This window comes from Selenomonadales bacterium 4137-cl (assembly GCA_032334055.1).
GTDB lineage: Bacteria > Bacillota > Negativicutes > Sporomusales > UBA7701 > Anaeroselena > Anaeroselena agilis.
Genome location: JAUOZS010000001.1, coordinates 221,743 through 247,286, shown reverse-complemented (window position 1 = coordinate 247,286; position 25,544 = coordinate 221,743). Strand labels below are relative to the sequence as shown.

At 58.0% G+C, this 25,544-nt stretch carries 19 protein-coding genes; 1 reads left to right on the top strand and 18 read right to left on the bottom strand.

What is annotated here, in order from left to right; all coding sequences use genetic code 11:
- Positions 1-8 precede the first annotated feature (8 nt).
- From Q4T40_01110 to Q4T40_01025, 18 genes are all read right to left on the bottom strand, one after another.
- Entirely contained in the window at positions 9-590 is a 582-nt protein-coding gene (locus Q4T40_01110; GenBank protein MDT8899848.1) for a hypothetical protein, read from the bottom strand.
- Positions 591-872: 282 nt separating this feature from the next.
- A complete protein-coding gene (locus Q4T40_01105) occupies positions 873-1,457 on the bottom strand; it encodes a hypothetical protein (protein MDT8899847.1) in 585 nt (194 codons plus the stop codon).
- 104 nt (positions 1,458-1,561) lie between these two features.
- Entirely contained in the window at positions 1,562-2,473 is a 912-nt protein-coding gene (locus Q4T40_01100) for a hypothetical protein (protein MDT8899846.1), read from the bottom strand.
- Positions 2,474-2,535: 62 nt separating this feature from the next.
- A complete protein-coding gene (locus Q4T40_01095) occupies positions 2,536-3,207 on the bottom strand; it encodes a DUF47 family protein (protein MDT8899845.1) in 672 nt (223 codons plus the stop codon).
- The gene (locus tag Q4T40_01090) at positions 3,207-4,259 is read right to left on the bottom strand and encodes an anion permease (GenBank protein ID MDT8899844.1); all 1,053 of its coding nucleotides are present in this window, start codon (positions 4,257-4,259) and stop codon (positions 3,207-3,209) included. The genes Q4T40_01095 and Q4T40_01090 overlap by 1 nt, the downstream gene beginning before the upstream one ends.
- Positions 4,260-4,582: 323 nt before the next feature.
- A complete protein-coding gene (locus tag Q4T40_01085; protein MDT8899843.1) occupies positions 4,583-6,616 on the bottom strand; it encodes a methyl-accepting chemotaxis protein in 2,034 nt (677 codons plus the stop codon).
- 303 nt (positions 6,617-6,919) lie between these two features.
- Complete coding sequence (lplT, locus tag Q4T40_01080; protein MDT8899842.1) at positions 6,920-8,080, bottom strand: lysophospholipid transporter LplT; 1,161 nt, start codon at positions 8,078-8,080, stop codon at positions 6,920-6,922.
- Complete coding sequence (locus tag Q4T40_01075) at positions 8,070-10,181, bottom strand: AMP-binding protein (protein ID MDT8899841.1); 2,112 nt, start codon at positions 10,179-10,181, stop codon at positions 8,070-8,072. The genes lplT and Q4T40_01075 overlap by 11 nt, the downstream gene beginning before the upstream one ends.
- A 63-nt stretch (positions 10,182-10,244) precedes the next feature.
- Positions 10,245-10,823, bottom strand: coding sequence for a helix-turn-helix domain-containing protein (locus Q4T40_01070; protein MDT8899840.1), 579 nt, complete (start codon positions 10,821-10,823; stop codon positions 10,245-10,247).
- A gap of 217 nt (positions 10,824-11,040) precedes the next feature.
- Entirely contained in the window at positions 11,041-11,313 is a 273-nt protein-coding gene (locus tag Q4T40_01065; GenBank protein MDT8899839.1) for a hypothetical protein, read from the bottom strand.
- A 124-nt stretch (positions 11,314-11,437) separates the two neighbouring features.
- Positions 11,438-11,590: a hypothetical protein gene (locus Q4T40_01060; GenBank protein MDT8899838.1), complete on the bottom strand. Its 153-nt coding sequence runs from the start codon at positions 11,588-11,590 to the stop codon at positions 11,438-11,440.
- A 118-nt stretch (positions 11,591-11,708) separates the two neighbouring features.
- Positions 11,709-12,044, bottom strand: a complete 336-nt coding sequence (locus Q4T40_01055; GenBank protein MDT8899837.1) for a hypothetical protein — start codon at positions 12,042-12,044, stop codon at positions 11,709-11,711.
- Between the two features lie 72 nt (positions 12,045-12,116).
- Positions 12,117-14,372: a molybdopterin-dependent oxidoreductase gene (locus Q4T40_01050; protein MDT8899836.1), complete on the bottom strand. Its 2,256-nt coding sequence runs from the start codon at positions 14,370-14,372 to the stop codon at positions 12,117-12,119.
- Between the two features lie 379 nt (positions 14,373-14,751).
- Entirely contained in the window at positions 14,752-16,935 is a 2,184-nt protein-coding gene (locus tag Q4T40_01045) for a molybdopterin-dependent oxidoreductase (protein ID MDT8899835.1), read from the bottom strand.
- Complete coding sequence (locus tag Q4T40_01040; GenBank protein ID MDT8899834.1) at positions 16,932-18,248, bottom strand: radical SAM protein; 1,317 nt, start codon at positions 18,246-18,248, stop codon at positions 16,932-16,934. Before Q4T40_01040 ends, Q4T40_01045 begins: the two co-directional genes overlap by 4 nt.
- Positions 18,249-18,265: 17 nt before the next feature.
- Positions 18,266-19,216 carry a polysulfide reductase NrfD gene (nrfD, locus tag Q4T40_01035; GenBank protein ID MDT8899833.1) on the bottom strand — a complete coding sequence of 317 codons (951 nt, stop codon included), beginning with the start codon at positions 19,214-19,216 and terminating at the stop codon, positions 18,266-18,268.
- A 12-nt stretch (positions 19,217-19,228) separates the two neighbouring features.
- Complete coding sequence (locus Q4T40_01030) at positions 19,229-19,774, bottom strand: 4Fe-4S dicluster domain-containing protein (GenBank protein MDT8899832.1); 546 nt, start codon at positions 19,772-19,774, stop codon at positions 19,229-19,231.
- Between the two features lies 1 nt (position 19,775).
- Entirely contained in the window at positions 19,776-22,016 is a 2,241-nt protein-coding gene (locus Q4T40_01025) for a molybdopterin-dependent oxidoreductase (GenBank protein ID MDT8899831.1), read from the bottom strand.
- A 764-nt stretch (positions 22,017-22,780) separates the two neighbouring features.
- Between Q4T40_01025 and Q4T40_01020 the strand changes: the two genes are divergently transcribed.
- The gene (locus Q4T40_01020; protein ID MDT8899830.1) at positions 22,781-24,958 is read left to right on the top strand and encodes a sigma 54-interacting transcriptional regulator; all 2,178 of its coding nucleotides are present in this window, start codon (positions 22,781-22,783) and stop codon (positions 24,956-24,958) included.
- The last annotated feature ends 586 nt before the right edge of the window (positions 24,959-25,544 follow it).

The window sequence follows — 25,544 nt, the reverse complement described above, 5'->3', positions numbered from 1 at the left end:
TGCCCTCCTTACATACCGACCGATTTCTTCATCGCCTTGATATAATTTATATTTTCCTGTCCCTGAAGCCCCAGTTCGTTTACGGTTGCCATAACCACCGCCGGGTCGATATGTTCGACGCAGGCCGTCTGGAAGGGCTTGCCGTTGAATTCGGTTTCGGCCAGTTCCACGGCGCAGCCGTTGATCGAATAAATATAGCGGACTTTCTTGACATACACGACTTCCAACTGGGAATTAGGTACTATAACCTCGTCGAGAAACTGTTCGTACACGTAAGTGCTGCGCTTGAGTTCCGGAACAGGCACGTTGAAAACCTTGAATAGGCTTGTCAGCTTGCCCTGGTCGATCGGGAAACCCTCCTTGAATATCGGGTCCCACTGTTCGAGCCCGTCCTTTACGTTTTTCAGCGATTTGATATCGACCAGGTCTTCTCTGATTTTGATGTTTTCATCGCTGGCCCGTGAAAGAATATAATGTTCCTCGCTCCTTTTCACGCTCGGTTCGCCATACTTCTTAAGGGTCTCGGCGAAAGCCGGAAACTCTTTGCCGAAAGTCCGCCATTCCCAGCGGGGGATAATCTTGTCAGCCATTTTTTCTTCCTCCTAATAATCGAATGGTCGCATAGAGTGATCACTGGCTTTCCCCGCCTGTCAAACCGCTTCACCGTTTTTTGGGCAAAAGAAAAAGCAAAAAAACAGAAACTGTCTTTTTGCTTTGGCGAATTCAACATATAAAATTATAAGCCAAAGCAGAAAATACCCAAAAACGGCCGCCTGACAAGCGCCTATAATGGGGATATTCTGCTTTGTAAAGGAGCATTTTTGCCTAAGAAAATTATAACACACAAAGCGGAAAATACAACCAAATTTGTCTTACAAGAACCAATTTTTCAATGCTTTTACATAACTTATGTTCGGGCAGTCGTCCAGCTTAAGCAGTTTGACCACCGCAGCCACCCGCTGGGCGTCGGGGTGTTCCACGCAAATCGTGCTGAAAGGCCGTCCGCCGGCCGCCGCCCTGACATACTCGACTATGCACTGTTCTATGACGTAGATATACCGCTTCTTCTCCACCATCACCGTTTTAAGGGCAACAGCGCGACTGTCGGCGAACCGCAAAAATCTGTCCAAATGCATTTGGGAGCCATCCAGAATCATTAACCGTGTCCTGAGGTATTCCTCCAGTTTGGCTACTTGCTCCCGTGTCAGCGGAAAGCAGGCTTTGTCGGCCGGATACCACTGCTCCAGTCTGGCCTCGTTCACTGCCTGGAGGACCTTCACCTCCAGCGTCTGGTGGCGCACCTTGATATTGGTGTTGCTGGTTCGCGACAAGATGTATATCTCGCGGCTCTCTTTGTAGTTGCCCAGATCCCGGTTGCGGATCAGTTCCACCCGAGGACCGAAGGAATTGGCGAAAGTTCGCCATTCCCACCTGGGCACGACCTTCTTTGCCAACATGCCTATCCCTTCTTTTTTCCAATTAGGCGATGTTTCGCCAGAGGCGCGAAAGACCGTCGATTTACACAATTCTCCATTATGGAAGATATTCCTTCAACAGTAAATTAATTTCCAGTAACCATTTGGGTTTTCATCTGGCCGGGAGCAAGAACGCTGCCCATCCTTTCCTGAATCTTGTTGAAGAATGCCTCGGCCTTGGTAACCGCTGCCGCCGGAGCTTTCGGCCCGCGCGCTGAATCAAAAGAGAATTCGGCCGCGATCGCCTTGCCGGTATTGTAGTCGAACCACAGGGAAATTGACGCCTCACCAATGATCCCTTGACCGAAATCAAATTCGCCCGGCGAAACCTTGAACTCCCTCACTATCTTCCCGTTTACCGCTGTGAGCGGCGCATCGAGCGGAACTCCCAGCTTGAGCAGACCGGGGAAATAGCGCGCGTAATCGCCCAGGCTCCTGCCCCGCAGGTCGGCAGACGGAATCTTCTTTATCGAACAGCTTGCCGACATTTCGCTGACGTTATTGCCCGCAATACCGCCGACAAATCCGGCAACATCGTCGTCATAAGAAATCGACGCTTTGATCCCGGAAGCCGCGCCCACCGCAGCGGACGGCACGGCATCCACTCCGCTCGTTCTGAAGCGCAGCGTCAGGTCTACCAAGCCCTCGGGGTTGCCATCCTTTACCTTGACCCGCTCACGGATAATATAATGCATTTTGGAAAGGTCCCGGGCCTTGGTATCCATATAAACTATTTTGCGGGACCCCTCCTTATAGGGATTCTTAGCTTCAGTAACCGGAATCCCCATCTCCATCGCCAGAACCTTCACCGTCGTCCAGAACTTGATGTACCCCTCGTTCCGGTCGGTGAAGTAATCCGGCTGCAGCAGCAGCTTCATCTCCCCGCACGCGGGGACCACCGACGCAGTCTCCCCCTTGAGCGGCGCGATCACCGTCAGGGCAATGACGGCGACCAACAGCCCCAGCCACCAGCCTGTCAAACGCCTGTTTCTCAGCATTGTCAGTCTCCTTTCGAATTAATATGCGCGGCTATAACACCGCCCCGCAGGGCGTTCGCCCACTAAGCCAGTCGTACGATGATCTTGTGGAACACATCAATCGTCAATTCCATCCACTCCGCGGCATCCTTCAACTCGTTGAACACCTCGCGGTATTTCAGCGCCTTCATCGTGTCATTGTCCGCGAACAGGCGGGCGAGCGCAGTACGGTAATGGCTGCCGACCGCGACAAGCGAACCGCGCATCTGCTCGATCCACAGCTCCGCCTCGCCGGGGCTTTTTTCAAGCAAGGCCGTCGCATTTGCCAGATCGGCCACCCCAACGCTAAGATCGGCGGCCATAGCCGTAAAAAGAGGATCGGGAGTCACGTCGTATGCTTCCACCGCCAGCGCCGTGCTCTTCGCCAGCTCCAATATCCGGTCCAGGCGGACTGAAAACACGTACATGTCCTGGCGATCGAACGGCGTCGAAAAAGATTTTACCAGGCAGTCTTCCATATAAAGTCTGATCGCGTCCGCCTCGTCCACATGCTTCATCAGTTGCCCATAATTGTCGGCCGACGGCGTCTCCAACCACCGCACAAGGCAGGCCACTCCTGCCGCCGTCGCCGTCGCCTGTTTGGTCAGCATGCTATAAAAATCGTATTTGGGCGGGATGAGTCGATCCATAATCGTCTTCCTGGCCACATCGCCCTCTCCGATCTCACTGTTCGTCATTCTCCGTCCCCGTTCCATCAAAACCCTCCCCAAAAAGAGACTATCAACCAGCTCAGCGGAAGGTACAAAATTGCAGCCAGCAACGCAGACGCCGGGATAGTAACGCACCAAGCCACAACCATCGTCTGGCCGGTACGCCAATTCACCATCCGGTACTCGTCCGCCGCCCCCACGCCGATAATCGACCCCACCACCAGGTGGGTCGTCGACACGGGAGCGCCCAGCGCCGTCGCCGCGAACAGCGACGTCCCGGCCGCGAACAGGGAATCAAAGCTGTGAATGGGACGCAGGGTAAATATTCCCCGCCCCAGAGTCTTCATTATCGACCAACCGCCGCAAAGGATACCGACGAACATGATCACCGCCACCGACATCCGCAACCACGCGGGAATGTCGTAGGATCCGGCCGCGGTTTGTCCCGCGGCCATAAGCGCCAGGATGATAACCCCCATCACCTTCTGTGTGTCATTCGCGCCGTGGCTGTAGGCCAACGTCCCTACCATAAGCCATTGGAGGCGCTTTAGCCACCGGTTGGTCGTTGCGAACCGGGTGTTCTTCAGCACGCCCTCCATCATCACCTGCATCAGGTATGCGACCGCGAACCCTCCCAGCGGCGAGATGACGAGGCCGACGATAACCTTGACAATCCCCGTCACTTCTCCTGCCAGCAGTTCTTTCACGCCCCACACGATCTTCTCCGGCCCTGCGGCAATCCACACCGATCCTATAAGGCCGCCGACCAGGGCATGGGTTGAACTCGATGGCAGGCCAACCTGCCAGGTGAACACGTTCCAAGCCGTCGCCGCCACCAGCGCAACCAGTAAAACAAGCAACAGCATCCTTCCCGGCGCTACTTCGATCATTTTGGCCACCGTATAAGCAACCGCGCTGCCGCCGAATATCGCCCCCAGCAGTTCCAGTACACCGGCGAAGGCCACCGCGTGAAGAGGTTGGGCGGCGCCGCAGCCGATCATCGTGGCGACAACCGAACTCGCGTCGTGAAGCCCGTTTGTCAGTAAAAACAAGAAAGCGGCGCAAACCACCAGCAGCGAGATCATATCCCAAAACAACTTACCCTAGACCCCCTCCCCCGGCGCGTAATCTCTCAAAAATGCAAGCAAAAAAGCAAAAAAGCTGAGCTTTTTTGCTTTCGGCGCCAAAGTATTAATATTTTCGCAAAAAAGCACAATAATCCCCGTCTGCTTTCCGAAAGCTCAAGGACTATTCTGCCTTTTCAAAGTTCGTTCAGATAATCGCCATACTAATATTGCCATATAAATATAACATGACCTGCCTTTGCTGTCAACGGTTTTGTGAAAATTCTCATAATCATCCCCCAGTGTAATTGCTGTTCCCGCTGACCAGAACATCCGCAACCATACCTTCCTGCGTCTCATATCCGGAATCTCCCGACGAGCAGTTGCAGTTCTTCCGCCATCCTCGCGAGCTCTTGGCTCGCCGCCGCGATCCCGCTCGCCGCGGTGCTCTGCTCCGCCACCGTCGCCGCCACCGCCACCGCGCTCGCCGACGTCTGTTTGCCGATGCCGTCTATCTCGCGAATCGTCGCTACGACCTGTTCGCTCCCCGCCACCACCTGATTAAGATCGGCAACTACATCCCTGATCCGCGCCGCTACATCCCCCGCGAAAGCGTCGATGCTTGCAAACGCCCGGACCGCGGCGCCGGCCGCCTCGGTCCCTCCTCTCACCTCGTACACGCCTTCGTCCATGGCTGTTACCGCCTTTTCGATATCCGCCTGGGCATCGCCAATTAAACCGGCGATATCCTTAGACGCTTTCTGGGATTGCTCGGCCAGCTTGCCGATCTCGGCGGCGACAACTGCAAAACCTTGCCCCTTCTCTCCCGCCCTTGCCGCCTCAATGGCCGCATTCAGCGCCAGCAGACCGGTCTGACCGGCAATTGCGGAAATAGCGGCCACAATCTGACCGATTTTCCGGGAGTTGCTGCTGAGGCTGGTTACAACCTCCGCGGTCCTGGCGAACGTCGCCTCGATAATTCCCATCTGCGCAACCGCGGCCTCAACCTTAAGGATGCCTTCCCTCGCCGCGCCTACGGCGTCCTCCGACAGCTGCGCCGCACCGGACACACCTGCGGCAGCCTGCCGGATGTTCTCCGCAATCCGCTCGGTAACTTCGACCGTCTCCCGGGTATTATCAGCCTGTACCCTTACACCGGCCGCCATTTCCCCTATCTCGCCCGTCGCCGTGGTAGTCGCCTGGGCGGAAAGCTCGGCAGCGGCCGTGAGCTCCTGGGAGGCTGCCGCCAACTCCGCGGCCTTCTTCTGGATATGGGACAACAGGTGCCGTAATTGGCCGGCCATCCCCGCAATGCTCTCCGCCAGGTCGCCGATCTCATCCGTTGTCCCGACACGAAGGTCACGTGCGGATAAATCCCCGCCGGCTATCAGCATCGCCTCGTTCCTCAGCCTCACGACCGGTGCCGTAATCCTCCGGTTCGCCATATACGCCACCGCAATACTTAGCCCAAGGCAGAAAACGGTCACCGTGGCGATTACCCACGCCAGCCTGTCGATCTCCGCCATCGCCTCCTTGGCAGCGACATTCACTGCTAAAACCCAGCGCTGCCCTCCCGGCAGGCTGACCGGCGTAAAGACCGAGATATACTCCGCTCCGTCGGTTTCCCGGTATTTGCCGATAACCTGCCTCCCGCCCCCGGAGGCCTGGCGGAATATATCCGTCAGCCTTTCGTCTAGTTCGCTTACCGGCAGCTTCAAAAGCGGATCGATCTTTCTTTCCGTCAGCTTCAGTTTGCCGACTAAAGCGGGATGTTTCGGATTACTCAGCACCAGTCCCCGGTAGTCGGCCAGAAAGCCGTAGCCGCTCTCCTTGTACCTGATATCGTCAACGATATACGCAAGATTCTCCAACGGCAGGCTGCCGCTGACGATCGCCGCCAGGCGGCCGCCTGTTAACACGGGGACGGCGATGATAACCGACGTCTTGCCGGTGACGCCGGAAATTATAACATCAGACACCGTCGTCTGCTTGCTTTTGACCACCTTTTGGAAATAATCGCGCTCAGCGACGTTCGTCCTTGTTCCGTTAGCCCTCAGCGCCGCCCCGTCGGGAAAAATACAGTTGATATTGGCAAGTCCTTTCAGACGTTTCTGTTCCCCGGCCAACACTTTGACAATAGCGGTCGCGTCCTGCCCATCGCGGATGGCGGGACTTCTTGCCACCCCTTCGATATGGGCGATGATTAGCCCCACATCCCGCGTGACCTTCTCCGCGCCGCCATTGCCAATAGCCGCCATCGTATTCCCCTGGCTGCTGCTCAGGAAATCCTGGGATAGATAGTAACAGGCGCCTCCCAAGAAACACAGGGAGACGAATAGAACCAGTCCCATCATCACCGACAGCCGTGTCCGCAGCCCGATTCTCGCCATGGTTAGCTTCACCTCGCTCCAAATATTCCCCGGCCCGCCGGAAAAACAAAAGAGGCAAAGAACTCGTCTTTGCCTCGGTATAATCGCACCTATTCGGTTAATAACAGCCAAGACAAACAAACCGGTCCCGGCGTCCGTTCCTCAAGACGCCTGACCTGTTATTCTGTCTTGTCGAAAAAACAAATCCTTGAAAACATTATAAACCAAAATTCGTCGCCATACAAATAGTTTGTCTGCTTCAGGGAAAAGCCCGTCACCCTTCCCCCGCGCACAGTCCGCCCGACCCGCGTCTGAAACCAGCCGTTACCGCCTCGATTGCAGCCACAGGTAGCCTACCAGCAGCAGCGTCGCCGCGCCGGTGGCGGCCAGGGATACGTTCGTGGCGACCCCGGCTTTAGTTGCCAACGTATAGGCGCCTACTCCCAGGAACATGAAAATATTCTCCAGGAAGTTTTGCACCGCGATCGTCTTCCCTGCCCCGACGCTGTGGTGACCTACCTGCTGCAGGCAGGCGTTCATCGGCACGATGTAAACCCCTCCCAGCACCCCTACCAGCAGCAAAAAAGCGACGGCGACAGGCAGGGTGCTTATCTTCAGGAACGCCAGGATGCCAAGTCCCATACCGAAGCCGAACCACACCGTGCGACGGTATGTTCCGATGCTGATCAGCCACGGTGTCGCCGCCGCACCCAGAGCGACGCCGACACCGGTCACGGCGATGATCATGCTGATCTGCGTGCCGCCGGTAATCCCCAGGGTCAGGGGAACCCAGGCGAAAATGATCATTCTCAGCACCGCCGAGGCCATCCAGAACGACCCGGTGCCGATCAGCGAGTAATGGCTCCGGGGGTGCCTCAACAATATCGCCGTGTCGGCGATAAACTCGCTCACCGCGTTCCCGTAGCTGATCGTGCGGTTGCCCGCATCCTTGGGGATAAGCATGTTTACCGCGATCGAAGCGCCGTAAAGGAGGACACTGACTATAAGGGCCATTGCGATCGACAGGTCGGCCAGGAATCCGCCCGCGACCGATCCGGCGAGAATGGCCAGGATAGTGTAGCTCTCCAGCCCGGAGTTGGCGCGCAGCAGCTCGTCCTCGCCACGGGTCAGGAACGGCAGTATCCCGTATTTTGCCGGGCTGTAGATCACCGCGCCCACGCCTACCACCGCATAGCCAAGCGCCGGGTTGGCGGCCGCCAGCAGCAGCGCCACCCCCGCCGTTTTCACGATATTGCCCGCGATCAGCACCGTCGCCTTCGCGTGCTTGTCGGCGAAACGCCCCACCCATGGCGACAGGAGAATATAAGCTGCCAGGAAGGTGCTCTGCACGAACGGCAGGTAATAGACAGGATATGAGTCGCGGACAATGATCGCCTGGGCGATGAACAGGATCATGTTGTCGACGAACGCCGACAGGAACTGGGCGAAAAACAGCGCCCCCAGCGGTGACGGCCTAAAAACCATGCCCCGTGTCCCCCTGCGCCCTCGCCTTCAGTGTCACATAATCGGTCTTGCCGCTGCCCAGCAGGGGCAGTTGATCGACGATTACAACCTCCGCCGGCATGGCCAGCATGTTTTGGCGCGTCCCGCTCATGAATTCCCGCAGGGCCTGCCTGGTCGCCTTCGTGTTCACCGTATACAGGATGATTTTCTCGCCTCTCTTGGCGTCAGGCACATTCACGGCGGCGTTGCGGTCGGTACCGAAACACCTTTCGGCCGCCTTCTCCACCGCGTCGAGGCTGACCATTTCGCCCGAAATCTTGGCGAACCTTTTCAACCGCGCCCTGATGCTCACAAAGCCCTCGCCGTCCACGCTCACCACATCGCCGCAGTCATACCAATCGGGTGCCGGTACAAACCCTTTGCCATGCAGCAAGTACCCAGCCATCACATTCGGCCCTTTCACCAGCAGGTTGCCGCCGTCTTCGATTCCCGGCACCTCCGCCAGCCGCCATTCGACGCCGGGCAGAAATCGGCCGACCGAGCCGGCCTTATACATTATCGGCGTATTGAGACAAAGCACCGGAGAAGTCTCGGTCGTGCCGTAGCCCTCAAGGATGCGGATGCCGAACTTATCCAGCCACACCTGCCGCACCTCCTCCTTGAGCTTCTCCCCGCCGGCCAGAACGAGGCGCATGCTGAAAAAATCGTAAGGATGGGCGTACCTGGCGTAGCCGGCCAGAAAAGTTGGCGTTCCCAGCAACAGGGTCAGGTTGCGGTCGTAAGCGATCTCGGGAATGATCTTGTAATGCAGCGGCGTCGGGTAGAGGAAAACCTCCACCCCGCCCAGCACCGGCAGCAACGTCCCGGCCGTCAGGCCGAAGGAATGGAACATCGGCAGCGCGTTGAGCATCCTGTCCCGCGGCGTATAATCTATCACCGACGTTGCCTGATTGATGTTGGCGAGAATGTTGGCGTGGCTGAGCACCACTCCTTTGGGCTTGCTCTCGCTGCCGCTGGTGAACAGGATGACGTCGCCCTTGCCCCTGGCCCGCTCCTTCCGCAGAAACTTCACCAAGCCCCCGATTTTGTCGGCAAGGGTTATTTCCTGCCGCACATCCTCCAGATAAATTATGCGGAATCTTGACGCCAGCCTGGCTATCAGTTCCTCGAACCGTCCCTTCTCGACGAACGTCCGCGAGGTCACGATCGCGCTGATGCCGGCCGTCTCGGCGCAATTAAAGATGTTTTCGGCGCCGGCGCTGAAGTTGAGGATGGCCGGCGTTTTCCCGAGGTAAAATAGCGCGAACAACGCCACCAGGTGGCCAATCGAGTTGGGCAAAAGCACCCCTGCCCTCTCCTCGCCCGCCAGCGCCTGTTCCAGCCGCCCGCCGAGCACGTAGCAGGCAATGATCACCTGTTTATACGTTACCGTGCCGCCGATATCAGCCGCGACCGTCTTGGCGTAGCCATGCACAAGGCCGGCGTCGAGCAGCTTGTCGAACAGATTTGCTCCCGCGTCCTCCTGCTGGCGGGCCTCGAACAGATTCAACTGCAGCAGCGCCAGGAGCTGATCGCTTATCTCCTTCTTCTGCCGGCGGAAGCTCCCCGCCCGGGACAGCGTCAAATGCGTTCTCGTCCCCACGTGAATCGTCACCCGCGGCAGCCAACGCGACCTTACCTTGTCCTTAATCCGTGACAACTTCGAAAACTCAGGGCCGCGGAAGATAACCGGATGAAGCGCCGCCCCCGTCTTCAGCGCGACGAAGCCGACGCCGCTGTAGATTTTCATCAGGCCGCCGGTCACCGTTATCCGCCCCTCGGGAAACAGCACCACCGTCTTTCCGGCCTTTATCTCGCCGACGATCTTTTTCAGCGAATACGGATTAAGCGGGTCGACGGTGACATGGTTGACCCACCGCAGGACAAAGCCGAGCTTTTGCGCGATCGCCGTATTGACGACGAAACACACGTCACCAGGCAAATATGCGTAAAGAAAGATTGCGTCGAGAAACGAAACATGATTCGGCAGTACGATCGACGGCCCCTCGAGGCTTATTTCCCTCTCCCCTGTCAGCCTCGTCCTGAACAGCATTTGCAAAAAGGCGCGCAGCAAAACCTTCACATTTTTACACTCCCTTGCCCGATCTTCATCCGCAACCGGCACCAGGGCTTCCTTGTTCTATCCTTATTCCACAGCGAACAATTTCCGAACCACAGCCTTGATTTCCACCTTCAACTCCGCCATTCCCGGCAGCACATCGGCGAAATAGCGGTGCTGGGCCAGCGGCTGCAGCATTACTCCCGAAAAAATCGCGATCCACAGGTACACCTCCCGCCGCGGTATCTCTCCGCTATCCATCCCGTCGGCGATAATCCGGCGGATGACGAAATGCGGTTTGATCTCCTCGGCCACCTTATCCCAGAACAGGTACTGCGACAGCAAGGCGAAGCGAATCTCCGCGGGGTATTCGCGGTAAAGTTCATAAGTCACGTCGACGATGCGTCCCAGCTTCGCCACCGCCCCTTCCGGCCCGGCAGCGACGGCTTTCAGCCGCGCGGTGTATTCGCTGATAATACCGCCGAAGATGAAAAGCGCCATATCCTCTTTGCCGGCGAAATGCTTGTACAGCGCAGCTTCCGACACGCCGGCGGCCTTGGCGATATCGCGCACCGAAACCGCGTCATACCCCCGTGTCGCGAATAGCTCCAGGCTGGCGTACAGCATTTCGCCTTTTTTCCCGCTGTGTTCAGGTAAACCCAGCATGACACCACCTCGTTAACGATCGTTAACCTTATTGTAAAAAACAGCGCCCGCGCTGTCAATGTATTTGTCTTCTTTTGTGACCTCCCTAACTGTCACAAGCTATATTCAAACCGGCTTCAGACGGCGAACAGCCACTCCGCCCCCGTCTGAAAACAGCGTAAACCCGCGTAATCAGGTTGCGCGGGTTTACGTATCTTCCGGGCTATGTCGCGAATACCTATTCGGAGTCTTTCGCCGGCGTATGCCACATGCAGACGGCATCTTCCCCTTCACGGGGCTCCTTCTTGTGGCGCATACAGGGGTTGGCGCACAGTTTGCCGATATAAAGGCACATTACCGTGGGCGGAGGCTCACGTTCGGGCAGTACGGTGCCGCACCGCTTGCAGTTTTTCTCCTCGCCGAAATTAAACGCCTTGCATTCGGGGCATTTGATCGGCTTCGGCTTCGGCGGCTTGCAGCCGCCGCAATACGGATTGCATGACCAGCACACTGTTATCCCTCCACGCTTCCCTGCCTATTGCCATCCCTGCGCCGCAACGGAGAAAACAGCCTGCCGTCGATGACGACAGGCTGTTTTCGTATCCTGCGGTCCTCTTCCAAGGACAGCTGTCGGATTACTTCTTATCGTCCCCAAGGATATCCTTGTAGGGCTTCTCCGGAGCGAAATCGACCTTGCCGTACATCTGGCCCGGTTTCGCCGCCAGCGGGTTGAGGGGCTTCTGGATCTTGCGCGGCCCCGGGGCCACAGGCTTTTTCTCTTCCGTCATTTTTGTCCCTCCTTTCCCTTGTGCTAAAATACGCATACTGCCGCGCCCCCCCTACGGAGTGGGGGGCGCGGTCACTATGCCAGTCTTCAGCAGTCGGAACAGGTTGTCATCAGTTTGCTCAGGGAGCAAACATAACGACCTTCTTGCCCTTACCGGCCATCTTCTTGGCCAGTTCTTCCACCGGGCCGTACTCCATGCACTGGCCGAGGCAGTGATGGACGCAGGTCGGCTTTTCGCCGGCTTTAACCCGGTCTTCGCACAGGTCGCAAAGCGTGGTGGGGACGGGAACGTAGTTCCACTCCCACTTGTCGCCTTCCACCTGCCAGGGGCCTACCTCGGTGAGCTTGATGCCCCACTTGCCACGGGGGATATTGTGTTCGTTCCTGCAGGCCACTTCGCAGCTATGGCAGCCTGTGCAATATTGGTAGTCAATCAACAAGCCGTTACGTGACATTGTTCAACCTCCTATCACTATTCTTCGTCGGCCGGCAAAATCCTGCCGGAACTGCTGGCCAAACGGGGCAGTTTAGACTCCCTCTTCGATCCGGTACACCTTGCAGATCATCTGCTTGGCCGGGCAGCCGAAGCCAAGTTTGCCGATGTGCTTGTGCGGAATCAGGGTGTTGATGTTCGATTCCCAAACACCGAACAGGCTGGGCTCTTCACCCGGTTTTTCGGGGTACCACCAACCGTGGGTCGAATGGACGACCTGCGGGTGGATGATCGGCGTGAGTTTGGCTTTGGCCTTACACTTGCCGAACATGTTCTCCATCATGACCCAGTCGCCATCGATAATGCCGAGCTTGGCGGCGGCGTCGGGATGGATTTCCATTTCGTTGTACGGATCGATCTCGCGCAGGGTCGAAATCTGCCTGTGCTCGGAATGGAAGGAGGTGAACTTCCTCGCGCCGGTGGTAAGAACGAACGGATACTCCTTGAAGAGTTCCGGTGTGCTGACCGGGCTGTACGGGGGCTCCTGGAAGTACGGCAGCGCATCTTCGCCCCAGGCCTCGAACAGCGTGGAGGTGAGCTCGACCATGCCGGTAACGGTGTTGAAGCCGGGTTCGCCGTCGGAGCGCAGTTTGCCGGTTTCGAACTTGCGGTATTCGTATTTGGGCTGATAGATGAACTGTTCGCGCAGGTCGTTGAAGTCGATGCCCAGCTCGGGTTTGAGCTGCTTGGTGAAGAAGTCGTCGACGCTGTCGAACTGCCACATATCCGGGTGGAGTTTTTTGCCGAGCTCGATGCAGACCTCGATGTCAGACTTGGTGTCGCCAACGCGCAGAGCTTCGTTGATGGCGCCAAGGAACACGGCATTGCGGCCGAAGTGGGTAACAACGACGCCGTCGGCTTCCGCGAAGGTAGGCAGCGGCAGGAATACATCGGCGAACGCCATCGCGGTCGGGGTCATGAACAGGTCCTGAACAACGTTGAACTCGAGGCTCTTGAGGGCCCTGTACCAGCGGTCAGGCTGAGCGGAGCAGGTCGGGGTGATGAAGTTGCTGCTGTTGAACCAGCCCATGCGCAGTTTGTAGGGTTTGCCGGTCTCGAGGGTATCGAGGGTCTCGTCCGGATGAGTGGTCGCCATGGCGGTGCTGAGCGCAGGCCATTCTTTGGCGCCGATCCGCTTGTCCCACAGTTCGGGGGACAGGTTGCGGCGGGTTTCCATACGCCATTTGCCGAGCAGAGCGGCCGGTGGGCCCATGGTGATGCCGCCGGGAACGTCGAGGTTGCCGGTGATGGCGCACAGGGACAGGATAGCGTGGCCGAGCTGAACGCCGTTCGGGTTTTCGTCGACGGCCAGACCCCACTGAATGGCGCCCGGTTTTTCGGTAGCCATGAAGCGGGCAACTTCGCGGATTTTCTGGGCAGGTACCCAGGTGATGTCGGCGACTTTCTCAGGCGAGTATTCCTGAGCGCGCTCTTTGAGTTCGTCGAAGCCGTAGCACCAGTTTTCGACGAAGTCCTTGTCGTACAGTTCTTCGTTGATGATGACGTTGATGAACGCGAGAGCAAGAGCGGTGTCGGTGCCGGGACGCAGCTGGCAGACGTACTTGGAACGGGTGCCGAGCCAGGTCATCCGCGGGTCGATCTGAATGAGCTCCGTGCCGCGCTTCAGCAGGTCGATGAGCGAGTGGCCGAAGAAGCCGTCCGGGTTGGACATAAGCGGGTTTTTGCCCCACTGCATGATCCATTTCGGCACAACATAGTTCGGGTTGTCGTAACGGTCGGGATAAGTACCGGCGAAGTCGATCTCGGGATAGCCGGCGCCGAGGATGTAGTCGGTGATAGAGCAGCGCGGGCCATAGCAGGACCAGCCGCTCCAGGGATAGCAGACGTTCGGGGTGCCGATCGAAGCGAAGCCAAGCGGATAGTAGTACAGGCAAGCCTGACGGCCGGTGCCGCCAAAAACGACGATCGACTCGGCGCCGTACTTCTTCTTGAACTCTTTAATTTTCGGAACGATGATATCCCAGGCTTCGTCCCAGGAGATCTTTTGCCAGATGTCTTTGCCGCGATTTTCGGGAGCGCGCTTCATCGGCGTGGTGATACGCTGGGGATGATGCACGAATTCCGGCAGCGTCAGACAGCGGATGCAAAGCCGGCCCTGGCTGATAGGATGATCGGGGTCGCCCTCAACCTTCACGAGCTTGCCGCCTTTAACATGCAGCTTCATGCCGCATCCTACGGGATGGTCACCAGGGGGCGACCAGCCGCAGGTTCTGACGGTATATGAACCGTCCTCGTTTACGTGCTTCCATTCTTTGGTTATTTTGCTCACGATCTCACCAACCCTTTCTAGAAACTTGTTTTCATGGGCTTACAAAAATCTGTTCGTTTTTGCCTTTAACCCCAACACCTCCTCCAGGCGATAGCCGAGCCATCATTTCGTAAAATACTCTCTATCAAATGAGGCATAGCTTTGCCTAGATATCAACTTCGCATATCACCTAATAATACATGCAATATGCGTGCCAGCTTGTTAAGGCCGGCAAAAATCGCTATATTCCAAGGTTTCAGGCACTTCCCCCGAGAGGCGTCAAACAGCGCCGCATCTCTTTTTGGGATGCGCTGCCCCCATGTTAAAAGCTTCACATAGCCGGCTGTCAGGCCTTACTGCAAGCAATCCGTTTTTGCGATAACAGTATCATTTTAGGACCCTACTCCGCCCTCGACACCCGGCAGGGTAGCCCGTTATATGTTGCGGTCCCTATCATGGGATCGGAAGTCTCGTAATCGGCGTTGGTCAGGGTATTGGCGTTTGCCGCCCACAGGCCGCCGATGCTTGGCTCGGCCGCCGCCATCTCCGGGTACCACCACCCGTACTCGACGCTCACCACGCCGTCGCCCATACGGGCGATCCGCAGCGTAAAGCTGGCCCGCCCGCGCTCCGTCTCGACCCATACCCGGCAGCCATCTTCGAGACCCAGCCGGCGCGCCGTGGCGACGCTGACTTCGGCCCACGGCTCGGGGTGAGCGGAACGCAATGATGCGAACTGGCGGAAACTGGAGGCGAAATACGGTTGGAATCGCGCCCCGGTGATCAGCGACAGGGGATACTCCTCGCTCGTCGCCGGCGTAGGTTGCGGCACTGGCAACGGGTCGCCGCCGAGTTCGGCGACAAGCCCGCAATAGAGTTCAACCTTGCCACTGGCGGTGGCAAACCCTGCGGGCTGGCCGGTCTGGGGGTCGATATGCTCGTGCTTGCGGTATTCCGGCGGCAGCGTATACAGGCCCTCGCGGCAAAAATCATCCCACGTCCAGCCCGTCGGTTCCATGCTCGCGGCCAGTGCCGCTTCGAAGCTTTGCCAGGGCCAGTCGTTCTCCTGCCCCAACCTCAGCCCGATCCCTCGCCAAAAATCGTAATCGGGACGCCGCTCGTAATACGGTTCGACCGCCTTGGCGCCACCGTACGCCAGATTGGCTGTACCGGCCTTCGTCTCCAGCAGCGGGCGCTCCAGGGCGCCGGCGCTCGGCAACACGTAGTCGGCCAGCATCGTCGTCGGTGTCGGGAACATCTCCAGCACTACCAGCAAATCGAGGCTTTTCAGCGCGTCGTAAATCAGCCGGCTGTCCGCCTGGGTCAGCAGCGGATTGGTCGCCATCACGATCAGCGATCGGATCGGGTACGGCTCGCCGGTCAGCATCGCCCGCCACACCAGGTTGGGCTGGGCGGAAGTCAGATAGCGCATCGGCAGCCGCCGGCCGTGCCGCATCGTCAATCTCCGGACGCGCTCGTAACCGGGGTAAGACTGCAACGCCAGACTTCCCAGTCTCTTCTGGCGCGCCTCGGCCGGAAAGCGATCGCTCAGTTCCAGGTCGATTTCCGGGATAAAATCCGGCATATCCGTGATATGCGAAGCCCCTGGCGTGTCGAGGTTGCCGGTTATGGCCCTCATAATCGCCAGCCCTCGCTGGGTGGCAAAACTGTTGGCGCCGATCTGGTCGATGCCCCGGCCGGAAATCAGGGTCGCCGGCGCATTTCCGGCGTAAAGCCGCGCGGCCGCCACAACCGTTTCCGCTTTTATCCCGGTGACACTCTCAACATACGCAGGCGTGTAGCGGGCCACGTGCTCCGCCAGGCGGGCGAACCCATTGCACCACCTGTCGACAAACGTCTCGTCATATAGCCTTTCGGCCACAATCACGTTGATCAAGCCAAGAGCCAGCACAGCATCGGTGCCGGGGCGCACCGGCAGCCAAAGCGTAGCCAACTCCGCCGTCCGCGTCCGCCGCGGGTCGACGACGATCAACGGCTTGCCTGTCTGGCTGAAGCGCACCAACGTACGCCACAACAAAGAGTTGTCCGACTCGGCCGGATTCGTGCCCCAAAACATCGCGCACGCCGTTTTTTCGGGGTCAAGCTCATTTTCGATCGTCCATCCATAAGTCAGGGCATTGACCCAGGTGGCCGGATTCCAGCATATCTGGCCGATCCCCACGTTGTTGGGGCTGCCGAAAAGATTCATGAACCGGTGGAGCGGCCAGAAAACCGCGTGCGGGCCGCCGATGCAGGTTGCCAGCATCTCCGGGCCGTGGCGTTCCTTGAGCGTCGCAAGCTTGGCCGCGATCTCGTCCAGCGCCTGGTCCCACGTAATCCGCTGCCACTGTCCGCTGCCGCGCTCGCCCACTCGCTTCAGCGGATAATTAATCCGCTGGGGATGGTCGAGAAATTCCGGTGCCACCCGCCACCGCCGGCAGCCACGCTGAATGCCCGCGTCGCCGGGGTACTGGGTCGGGTCTGGCTCGACCGCCGTCACCCGGCCGTCGGTCACGGTGGCTGTAAGGCCGCATTGATAGCCGCAGAAGCGGCAATTCGTTTTAACAAGCTTTTCCTGTGTCATGCTCCGCACCTTTGCGTGACGGTCTTATTTCCGGACACGTCGGTGAGCTGGTAGGCACAAAACGGGACCAGCCGGCCTTCCGGCCCGGCGACCAGCATGCTGCACTCCCTGAGGCGCTGCAGATCCATGCTACGGGCGTCCATATAACCCATCACGACAACCGACAGGCCGGAACCAAGTTCGGGGAACCGGCTGGCGGCAATGTCGGGGAATATAGAACCCTGCGGGCTGGCCGGATCGTAATACTCCGCATATTCGGCGGGAGTGATCCGGCGGGTCAGCGGGCTGAACTTGCCCTGTTCTTCGACAATATAAGTAGCGCAGGAGCAAAGCGGGTGCGAACACGCCAGCGGCCACAGGTCATACGGCCCTAACAGGCCCTGGCTCTGCTCGGCCAGCATGAAGGCCACATCCCCCATCGTCAGCCGACGCTCGGGGGCAACGTCGAAACGGCCGGAGCCGAAAGCAGGTTGATAAGCCACGCCGGCAACCACGTCGCGGTTCTTGAGGGCAAAATCGAGCACGGCCCCCATCTGGTCGTCGTTGATGCCGCTGATGACCGTCATCGCCAGCACGGCCTGGATACCGGCCGCCCGGCAATTTTCGATCGCCCGCAGCTTGACCGCCAGCAAATCCTCGCCGCGGATCTTCCTGTATACCTCCTGACTCAGCCCGTCGAACTGCAGATAAATGCCGCTTGCCCCCGCTTCGGCCAGGCGTGCGGCGTAGCCTGGGTCCTTGGCGATCACCACGCCGTTCGTGTTGACCTCGATAGCGAGAAATCCCACTTCCCGGCCCAGCCGGACGATGTCAGCCAGGTCGTGGCGAACCGTAGGCTCCCCCCCGGTAAGCTGGATACTCGTCTGGGGACCCGTTTTCTCCATCACATTCCTGAGAACGCTGCCGATAGCCTCAAGGTCGGGCTCGGGCGGCGCGGCTTTCTGCGCCGACCCGGCCGCCATAAAACAGACCGGGCAGCGCAGATTGCAGCGCTGGGTAAGCTCCAGTTCCACCAGCGTCGCTTGGCGGAGATGGCCGGTGCACGGCCCGCAGTCACGCGGGCAGCCCTGCCGCGCGGGCAGCGGCTGTTTGGGCCGCACCCCGGGGTACTGAAAAGCTCCCATCCACCTGTAGTGGTCGACATCCGGCCACAGGTAGGTCTTATATGCCCCGTGCTCGGGGCATTCCTTTTCCAGATAGACGGCCCGGCCCTCGGCGACGACCTGCGCGGCGACGACCCGCAAACAAACAGGGCAGACGCTCTCCGTACGATTCAAAACGGTGTTTACTGCGGTGAATTCAGCCGGTTTCATAGCCAGTCTCCTGATCTTTACTTATTTGTGGTCCAAAACTCCTTCTCGTTCCAGGCCTTCATAAAGGCTTCGTCACCATGCGGGAGACGCGAACGATACTTCACCTCGCCCGGAAGCCAGGTCCGGTCAGCGCCGCCGGCGTAAATGACCAGCATGCGCAGGATAAACCCGCCCACGAGCACCAGAATCGCGCCCGCCGCCTGATAAAGCGGCGACGAAACCAGCACGAGCAGGAGCGGCAGCACCGTTCCCACCAGCATGAGACCATACTTGAACGCCGAGGAGTACTCGCCGCAAAGCAATCTCCGGGCGGCGACCGCTTCAGCCTCGGTCGCGCCGCTGATTTTCACCCACATATAACTGACCCACAGCAGCAATTGCACAGCCAGCAACACGGCGGTTATCGCCGGGAACCTGGCGAGTACGTCGCCGATCGTAGCCGGAGCCACAATCATGCCGCACAGGATGTGGGCGGCGAACGCGGTAACCAGCGACGAGGTCAGAAACAAGCTCGTCATCCCGGGACCGACCCACAGCGGCCGGCCTTTAAGCCGCCCCAGCAGCACGCCGGGATAAGTGGCCACAATCAGGCCGGACACCACGATGACCACGGCCACCAGCTTGCGGACCAGCACCCAATCGCTCCAGGGGAAAACGGCGAACGAAAACGTCGTGTAAACCAGGCCGGCGCAAATCGCCAGCGACATAACCCAGGCCCCCACCGTCAGGATTGCCCTTGGGTTCATAAATACACGCCACGACTGGAAGGGGCGGCCAAGTTCGAAGATCAGCAGACCCGACCCCAGGGCCATAAACGCGGCCCCAAGGAAACTAGCGAGCGCCGAAGTGCGCCCCTCGCCGACGAACAGGTCGACAATCCCGGCGATCACCAGCATCGCTCCGCCCATGCCTGCGAAGAAGAAATCGACGGCCAGCATCCAGCCCCAGCCTTCATGCTTTTGACTCATGAGCTCCGCCTCCTATCCGTAAATGTAAAAGGCATAAGGTTCGGTCCCCAGCTCTGCCAGCAGGCGTACCGTACGCTCACCGTTTACAAGTTTGTATACTTCGCTCGTCTCGTCGTCGAGATCGCCGAAAACGCGGGCCTTCTGATGGCAAGTCAGCACACAGTACGGCAGCTTGCCCTCGTCCACCCGGTCCTTGCAGAAATCGCACTTCTGCACCGCGCCCGACTCGTGGTTCTTAACCCGAGCCCCGTAGGGACAGGCCATCACACACGCCAAACAGCCGACGCACTTCTTATCCTCCACAAACACTATCCCGTCGTCCCGGCGCTGAGAAGCGCCCGTCGGGCAGGCATCGACGCACGGAGGATTGTCGCAGTGCATGCAGATCAGCGGCAGATGAACCATGCTCAAATTGGGATACACGCCGGTCGGGCCTACAGTGGTGACCGGGTTGTAAATCATATCCATCGGCAACTCATTCTTCGTCCGGCAGGCTACCGTGCACGAATGGCAGCCGATGCAACGCCTGATATCGAAAACCATTGCATAGCGGGCCATCTTATTTACCCTCCTTCGCATCCGCGCCGTTCACCTTGTAAACCTTGCAAAGCAGTCCCCGGTTGGCCCAGGTGCCGCTGAACGGGTCACAATGCTCGTCGTCCACGCTGGTCAGAACATTGGTGTTCGACTCCAAGCAGCCGCCCAGCTCCGGCTCGGCCATGCTCCGCTCGGGGAACCACCAACCGCGCTCGGTCACGATAACCCGGGGAGCAACCCCCTGTGTCAGCGCAGCCTTCTGCTTGATCCGGCCGCGGCGGGTTTCGATCCAGACCCAGTCCTCATCGGCAATTCCCAGTTCGGCAGCCGTCGCCGGGTTGATCTCGACCCGGGGCTCGTGGCGCAGGAAACGCAGTTCCTTGATCTGAAAGTGCTCGGAATGGTGGAACGGCATAAACCCGTTGCCGGTCGTCAACACCAGCGGATACTCCTTCGCCAGTTCCGGGTCGTCCAGTTCGTTCTCGACCGGGCCAGCGTACTCGGGCAGCGGCGGATAGCCAAGATCCTTGAGAGTCGAGGAATACAGCTCCACCTTACCGGACGGAGTGCCGAAACCGATCCGCTTATACTTGAAATACTCCCTCTCCGGGAAATGGAAACGGTACAAATCCACGAACTCATCGTAACTCTCGGCGCCGTAGCCAAGCGGCTCGATACGGTAGTGGTACGCATCCTCCACCGTCTCCCACGGCCACATCTCCTCCTGGCCCATGCGCATGCCCAGGTCGCGCCAGAAGTTGTAATCGTTGCGGCGCTCGTACATCGGCTGGATGGCCCGCTGCGAACACAGCAGGAAATCCGCGCAGCCGTAAGAATTGGTGATCGTCGGCCGTTCGAGGGCGCCGGCGATTGGCAGTACATAATCGGACAGAGCGGCTGTCGGCGTCATCCAGTACTCGCACGTTACCATGAAGTCGACCTTCCTGAGCGCCTCCAGAGTCATCTTGCTCTGACCGTACGAATTCACCGGGTTGGTGGCCGACACCAGCAGCGCCTTGATCTGATAAGGCTCGCCAGTGATGATGGCGTTGAACACAGACGGCGGATGGGCCTCGCACATCCACTCGGCGGTCGGCGCCTTGCCCCAGTGCTTCTTGGCAAGTTCGGCGATCCGGCCGTAACCGGGCCAGGTAATCAGCTTGAAGCGGTCGGCGCCGATCTGCTTCGCCTTCTGCGCCTCCGGCAGCATGTCGTTGGCTTCCATTTCCTCGTCGGTGATCGAGTCCTGGCTGGGACCGGTCAAGAGATCGGAGCCGGGGCAATCGAGATTGCCGGTCAGTGCCCTGAGCAGCGCACGGGCGTGCATCGCCGCGCCGGCCGATTTGCCGAGCTGGTCGATGGCGACCCCCCACTGAATATTGCCAGGCTTACTTGTCGCGTACATATAAGCGCTCTCGCGAATCTGCTCCGGCGTCAGCCAAGTCAGCGGCGCCGCCCATTCGGGCGTGAACTGTTCGACATGGTCGGCAAGCTCGCCGAAGCCCTCGCAGTATTCGGTCACGAACTCCGCATCGTACAGACCCTCGTGGATGATGACGTTGACCCACGCCAGCGCCAGCGCCAGGTCGGAGCCGGGCCTGAGCGGCAGCCAGAGGTCCGCCTTCGCCGCCGTTTCGGTGAAACGGGGATCGATGACGATTACCTTCAGGCCCTTCGTCTGCAACTCGCGGATGTGGTGCATCTCCGGCATGCTCGATGCACCCGGGTTCTGGCCCCACAGCACCAGACAACGGCTCGCCCCCAGGTCAAGGTCGAACGGGCACCAGCCGTAGATGGCGGTCTCCACCATAAAGGTAGGTATCCAGCATAAATGGGAATTGTGAAAACAGTTCGGACTGCCGAACATGTTCATAAACCGCCGGCGGGCCCAGTCGTCGGTGCGCGACGTGCCCCCGGCTGTGGCTACCGCCTCCGCGCCGAACTCGTCGCGAATCGCGGCCAACTTGGCGGCGATCTCGTCCATTGCCTGGTCCCAGGGAATCTGTTCCCACTTGCCCTCACCGCGTTTGCCCACCCGTTTGAGCGGGTAGTTGACGCGGGCGGGATGATCGAGATGTTTCAAAGCGATATTACCCCGGCAACACAGTCCCCCCTCGTTAGTGGGATAGCTGGGGTCACCTTCGATGGCCAGCACCTTGCCGTCTTTGACATAAGCCAGCACACCGCAGTTCTGATGGCAGAAGTAACAGCACGATTTCTTTACTTCGATGCCCTCTTGTTGCAAATCGATACTTTTGCTCATGTTGCCTCCCTTCCGGCGTTGACCGGGCCTCCGCCGTCCATAATGAGTCAAATCTGCCTTGCGGCGGTTTTTGACAACTAAGGCAGAGCGTTACGCCCGGATATTACTATGGTTGGCGCATAGCGCCCTTAAGCGGATATATTGCAATAAACGTGCCAGAGTGCGACAATACATGTCCAAAGTCGCAAAAACGCGCGGCGGCGTTCGGCGTTCGGCAAAGACAGGCGCTTGCCCGCCGTTTTTTTTCGCAGAAATTCACCCAACGATAGCCGATTGCAATCCTTTTTTGCGATTACAGTATCATTTTAAAACTGGGTGCGAATTCTAACACTGCGGCAATGTGAAAAAAATATCAATTAGCCCCAGGTAGCTGGCAACCCGAAAAAAGAAAAGGCCCCGCAAGACCGGTAGACCTTGCAAAACCTCTGTGTCAGCACATAAAATAATGTTAATAACCCCAAAAGATTACATGTGCCGGTCTTGTACTGATAAGGTTATAATTATATAATATAGCATAGGGGTAGTATCAAATTTCTTATTGTTTTTACACTACCCAATCGCCTTCGCAAAGTCGATACGTCTACTGAGACTCGTCGGCCTTGTATTTAAACATTATTTGCCGGAATAGTCAAAATTCGCTTCGGCGCCAAGTACTAAAGCGGTTGCCGGAGCGAATATAATGGGACAAAGCTCTCCTGATTGCCCCACGAAACGTTCGCGGTAAAGCAGTGTGTCAGACGAGAATACGATGGAGGAAAGTGCAGATGGGCAAAACCAACCGCCTTCCGAAAATCCAGAACACACAGGTCAACTTTTTTGCCGACAACGAAATAAGATCCAGCGACATTCTCGTGTCCTACGAACGGTGGCAGGCGCTGCTGCAGTGCAAGCAGGCATTTTTGCAGGACGAATCCGAGGATCCCCGCAGACATCCTTACATGAACCAAGAAGTTGCCGCTTCCTGGATCAGATCCCGCAACCTGGGCGTCAACCCTTATGCAGTCGTGACCAGCCCCCATATGAAGCCCGACGAATTGTCGAAACTCCTCGATCAGCATCGACAGCTTATTGACATAACAAATTCGTTGGCCAAGTCTTTCCAAGACCTCCTTTTTTCTTGCGGCTATCTCCTCTATTTATTCGATAAAACCGGGGTTGTGCTGCTAAACGAGGGGGACTGGCAAAAATTCCCGCCCCTCTTTGCCGACCAAAGCTCCCGCATGGGCATCGTCGCCGACGAACACACTGAAGGCACCACCGCCCACGAACTATGCATCCGCCTCAAACGCCCCGTGCAACTGCTCGGTCCCGAGCACTATTGCATCGCGTTTCAAAATAGCATTGCCTCCGCCGCGCCTATTAAAGATGAAAACGGCTCGGTTCAGGCTGCTCTCGTGCTGCTCAGCCAGCCTTTGCAGAATCCTCCGGACGAAGAAACGCTCAAAAACCTAAGCATGCACAGCTTCGCGCTGACAACTTCCATGGCCGTCGCCATTGAAACCGGCATAAAGCTCAGCAAAACCGCCGACGAACTCTGCAGCGCCAACAAACAAGTCGCGGCCCTCGACAACCATCTCCGCAGCACAACCGACAAGCTTATCGTCGTCCACCACACCTTAAACGCCACCATGGCATTTGTCGAAGAGGGCATCGTTGCCATCGACCGGACCGGGAAGATTATCTTTACCAACCGAGACGGCATGCGCATCCTCAAACTCCGCCATGAAGACGTCGGCAAGCGGAACATCTGCGAATTCCTCAACCACGACTCCCCCCTCCTTTCCCTGGCGGAAAAAGGCGAGATCGTCCGTGTTGAAGAACACATCAGCGTCGGCAACGACCGGCAGCTCCCCTTCCAGATTGTTATCCGGCCGATAATCAACCACGAGACCAACGAACTGAATGTCGCCGTCCTGAAATTTATCTCCGCCGAGAAAGCCGCCGCCAAAGCGAGCGTTAAGACCAACGGCATGGCCGTACATACCTTTGCCGACATCATCACCGAAAGCCCCGAGCTCAAAAAAACCCTCGCCCTGGCCAAGCGCTTCGCCGCCTCGGCGGAAAACATCATGCTCACCGGCGAAAGCGGCACAGGCAAAGAGCTTTTCGCCCAGGCCATCCACAATGTCCACCGCCCCCAGGGACCGTTCATGGCCGTCAACTGCGCCGCCATGCCAAGGGAACTCATCGGCAGCGAACTGTTCGGCTACGAAGGCGGCAGTTTCACCGGCGCGGAACGCAGCGGCAAAGCCGGCAAAATCGAGCTTGCCCACGGGGGAACGCTCTTCCTCGACGAAATCGGCGACATGCCGCTGGAACTCCAGGCCGTACTGCTCAGAACCCTCGAAGACAAACAGGTCATGCGGGTCGGCGGCAACCGCTACAAGAAAGTTGACTTCCGCATAATCGTAGCCACTAACAAAGACCTTTACAAAATGGTCAAGGAGAGTCAATTCCGCGAAGACCTGTACTTCCGTCTGTCGGTTTTGACGATCAACATTCCTCCTCTAAGGGAAAGAAGCGGCGACATTGAGCTGCTGGTCAAACACTTCATCGAACGGTACTGCGAGCGCCACAACTGGAAAGTTCCCCAGATCAGCCCGGCGGCCCAGAAAAAGATCAGCGAATACCCATGGCCGGGCAACGTGCGGCAGCTTCAGAACGCCATAATCCACGCCGTCAACACCGCCCAAGGGGACCTCATCAAACCGGAAAACCTGCCTAACTACATCCTTGTAGACTCCTGCCCCGTAAAACCGGACGAATTATCTGACACCAGCAAGAAAATCGGAGAAATCCTCTGTCTGGAAAAACTCGAAAAAGCCGCCATCGAGGCCGCCCTTCTCCATGCCAACAACTGTCCCCGAACGGCGGCCGAGGTGTTGGGAATCAGCCGCTCAACCCTCTATCGGAAACTGAAAGACTTCAAAATAGATTATTAGCCCGCCAGTGCCTTCTTCCCAGGGCCCCCTGCCAGGGGGCCCTTTAGAATACCGCCACTAAAAAGCCACAGCGCCCTCCGCGTGCGCACCGAAATTACCAAGCAGACCATTTCCTAAAATGATACTGAATTCGCAAAAAAGGATTGGCCGACACCCTGGATTTATCCCATTTGTGAACTTATTAACAAATTCGCCGGAAAACCAAAAAGAGATAAAACCCTTGTTTCTCAAGAAACGGGCAAAACACCCCGCCCCTTAATGCCCGGCGCTTCGACCGCTTATGGGCGAGCTGGCACGTTTATTGCATATTATGGTATGCATCGGCAGGGATTCACATCATACTCAATGCAAAAGACGCGCCGAAATAAGCGGACAAGCGCTGAAGGAGGTGGGGGAAAAAGGGCACATCGCGCGTTTTTCCGGCTACACTCAAGTCAAGCGAACTATGCGGCTTTGCTGCGCCAGCAGTAAACGCCCGCACCGGCGAGGCGACAGGCGACAACGTCCTTTGCTGCCATAAGCAGCGGTTCAGAAAGCCCCGCCTAATTACGGCAACGTATTTTTAACGGGGGAAAAACCTTCCCCG

Excerpts from the sequence above, each read along its gene's own strand:
- Q4T40_01110 (MDT8899848.1), bottom strand. The coding sequence starts at position 590 with ATGGCTGACAAGATTATCCCCCGCTGGGAATGGCGGACTTTCGGCAAA.
- Q4T40_01085 (MDT8899843.1), bottom strand. The coding sequence starts at position 6,616 with ATGGCGAGAATCGGGCTGCGGACACGGCTGTCGGTGATGATGGGACTG.
- Q4T40_01095 (MDT8899845.1), bottom strand. The coding sequence starts at position 3,207 with ATGGAACGGGGACGGAGAATGACGAACAGTGAGATCGGAGAGGGCGAT.
- Q4T40_01030 (MDT8899832.1), bottom strand. The coding sequence starts at position 19,774 with ATGGCCCGCTATGCAATGGTTTTCGATATCAGGCGTTGCATCGGCTGC.
- lplT (MDT8899842.1), bottom strand. The coding sequence starts at position 8,080 with ATGGTTTTTAGGCCGTCACCGCTGGGGGCGCTGTTTTTCGCCCAGTTC.
- Q4T40_01055 (MDT8899837.1), bottom strand. The coding sequence starts at position 12,044 with ATGTCACGTAACGGCTTGTTGATTGACTACCAATATTGCACAGGCTGC.
- Q4T40_01025 (MDT8899831.1), bottom strand. The coding sequence starts at position 22,016 with ATGAGCAAAAGTATCGATTTGCAACAAGAGGGCATCGAAGTAAAGAAA.
- Q4T40_01040 (MDT8899834.1), bottom strand. The coding sequence starts at position 18,248 with ATGAAACCGGCTGAATTCACCGCAGTAAACACCGTTTTGAATCGTACG.
- Q4T40_01060 (MDT8899838.1), bottom strand. The coding sequence starts at position 11,590 with ATGACGGAAGAGAAAAAGCCTGTGGCCCCGGGGCCGCGCAAGATCCAG.
- Q4T40_01105 (MDT8899847.1), bottom strand. The coding sequence starts at position 1,457 with ATGTTGGCAAAGAAGGTCGTGCCCAGGTGGGAATGGCGAACTTTCGCC.
- Q4T40_01045 (MDT8899835.1), bottom strand. The coding sequence starts at position 16,935 with ATGACACAGGAAAAGCTTGTTAAAACGAATTGCCGCTTCTGCGGCTAT.
- Q4T40_01100 (MDT8899846.1), bottom strand. The coding sequence starts at position 2,473 with ATGCTGAGAAACAGGCGTTTGACAGGCTGGTGGCTGGGGCTGTTGGTC.
- nrfD (MDT8899833.1), bottom strand. The coding sequence starts at position 19,216 with ATGAGTCAAAAGCATGAAGGCTGGGGCTGGATGCTGGCCGTCGATTTC.
- Q4T40_01070 (MDT8899840.1), bottom strand. The coding sequence starts at position 10,823 with ATGCTGGGTTTACCTGAACACAGCGGGAAAAAAGGCGAAATGCTGTAC.
- Q4T40_01020 (MDT8899830.1), top strand. The coding sequence starts at position 22,781 with ATGGGCAAAACCAACCGCCTTCCGAAAATCCAGAACACACAGGTCAAC.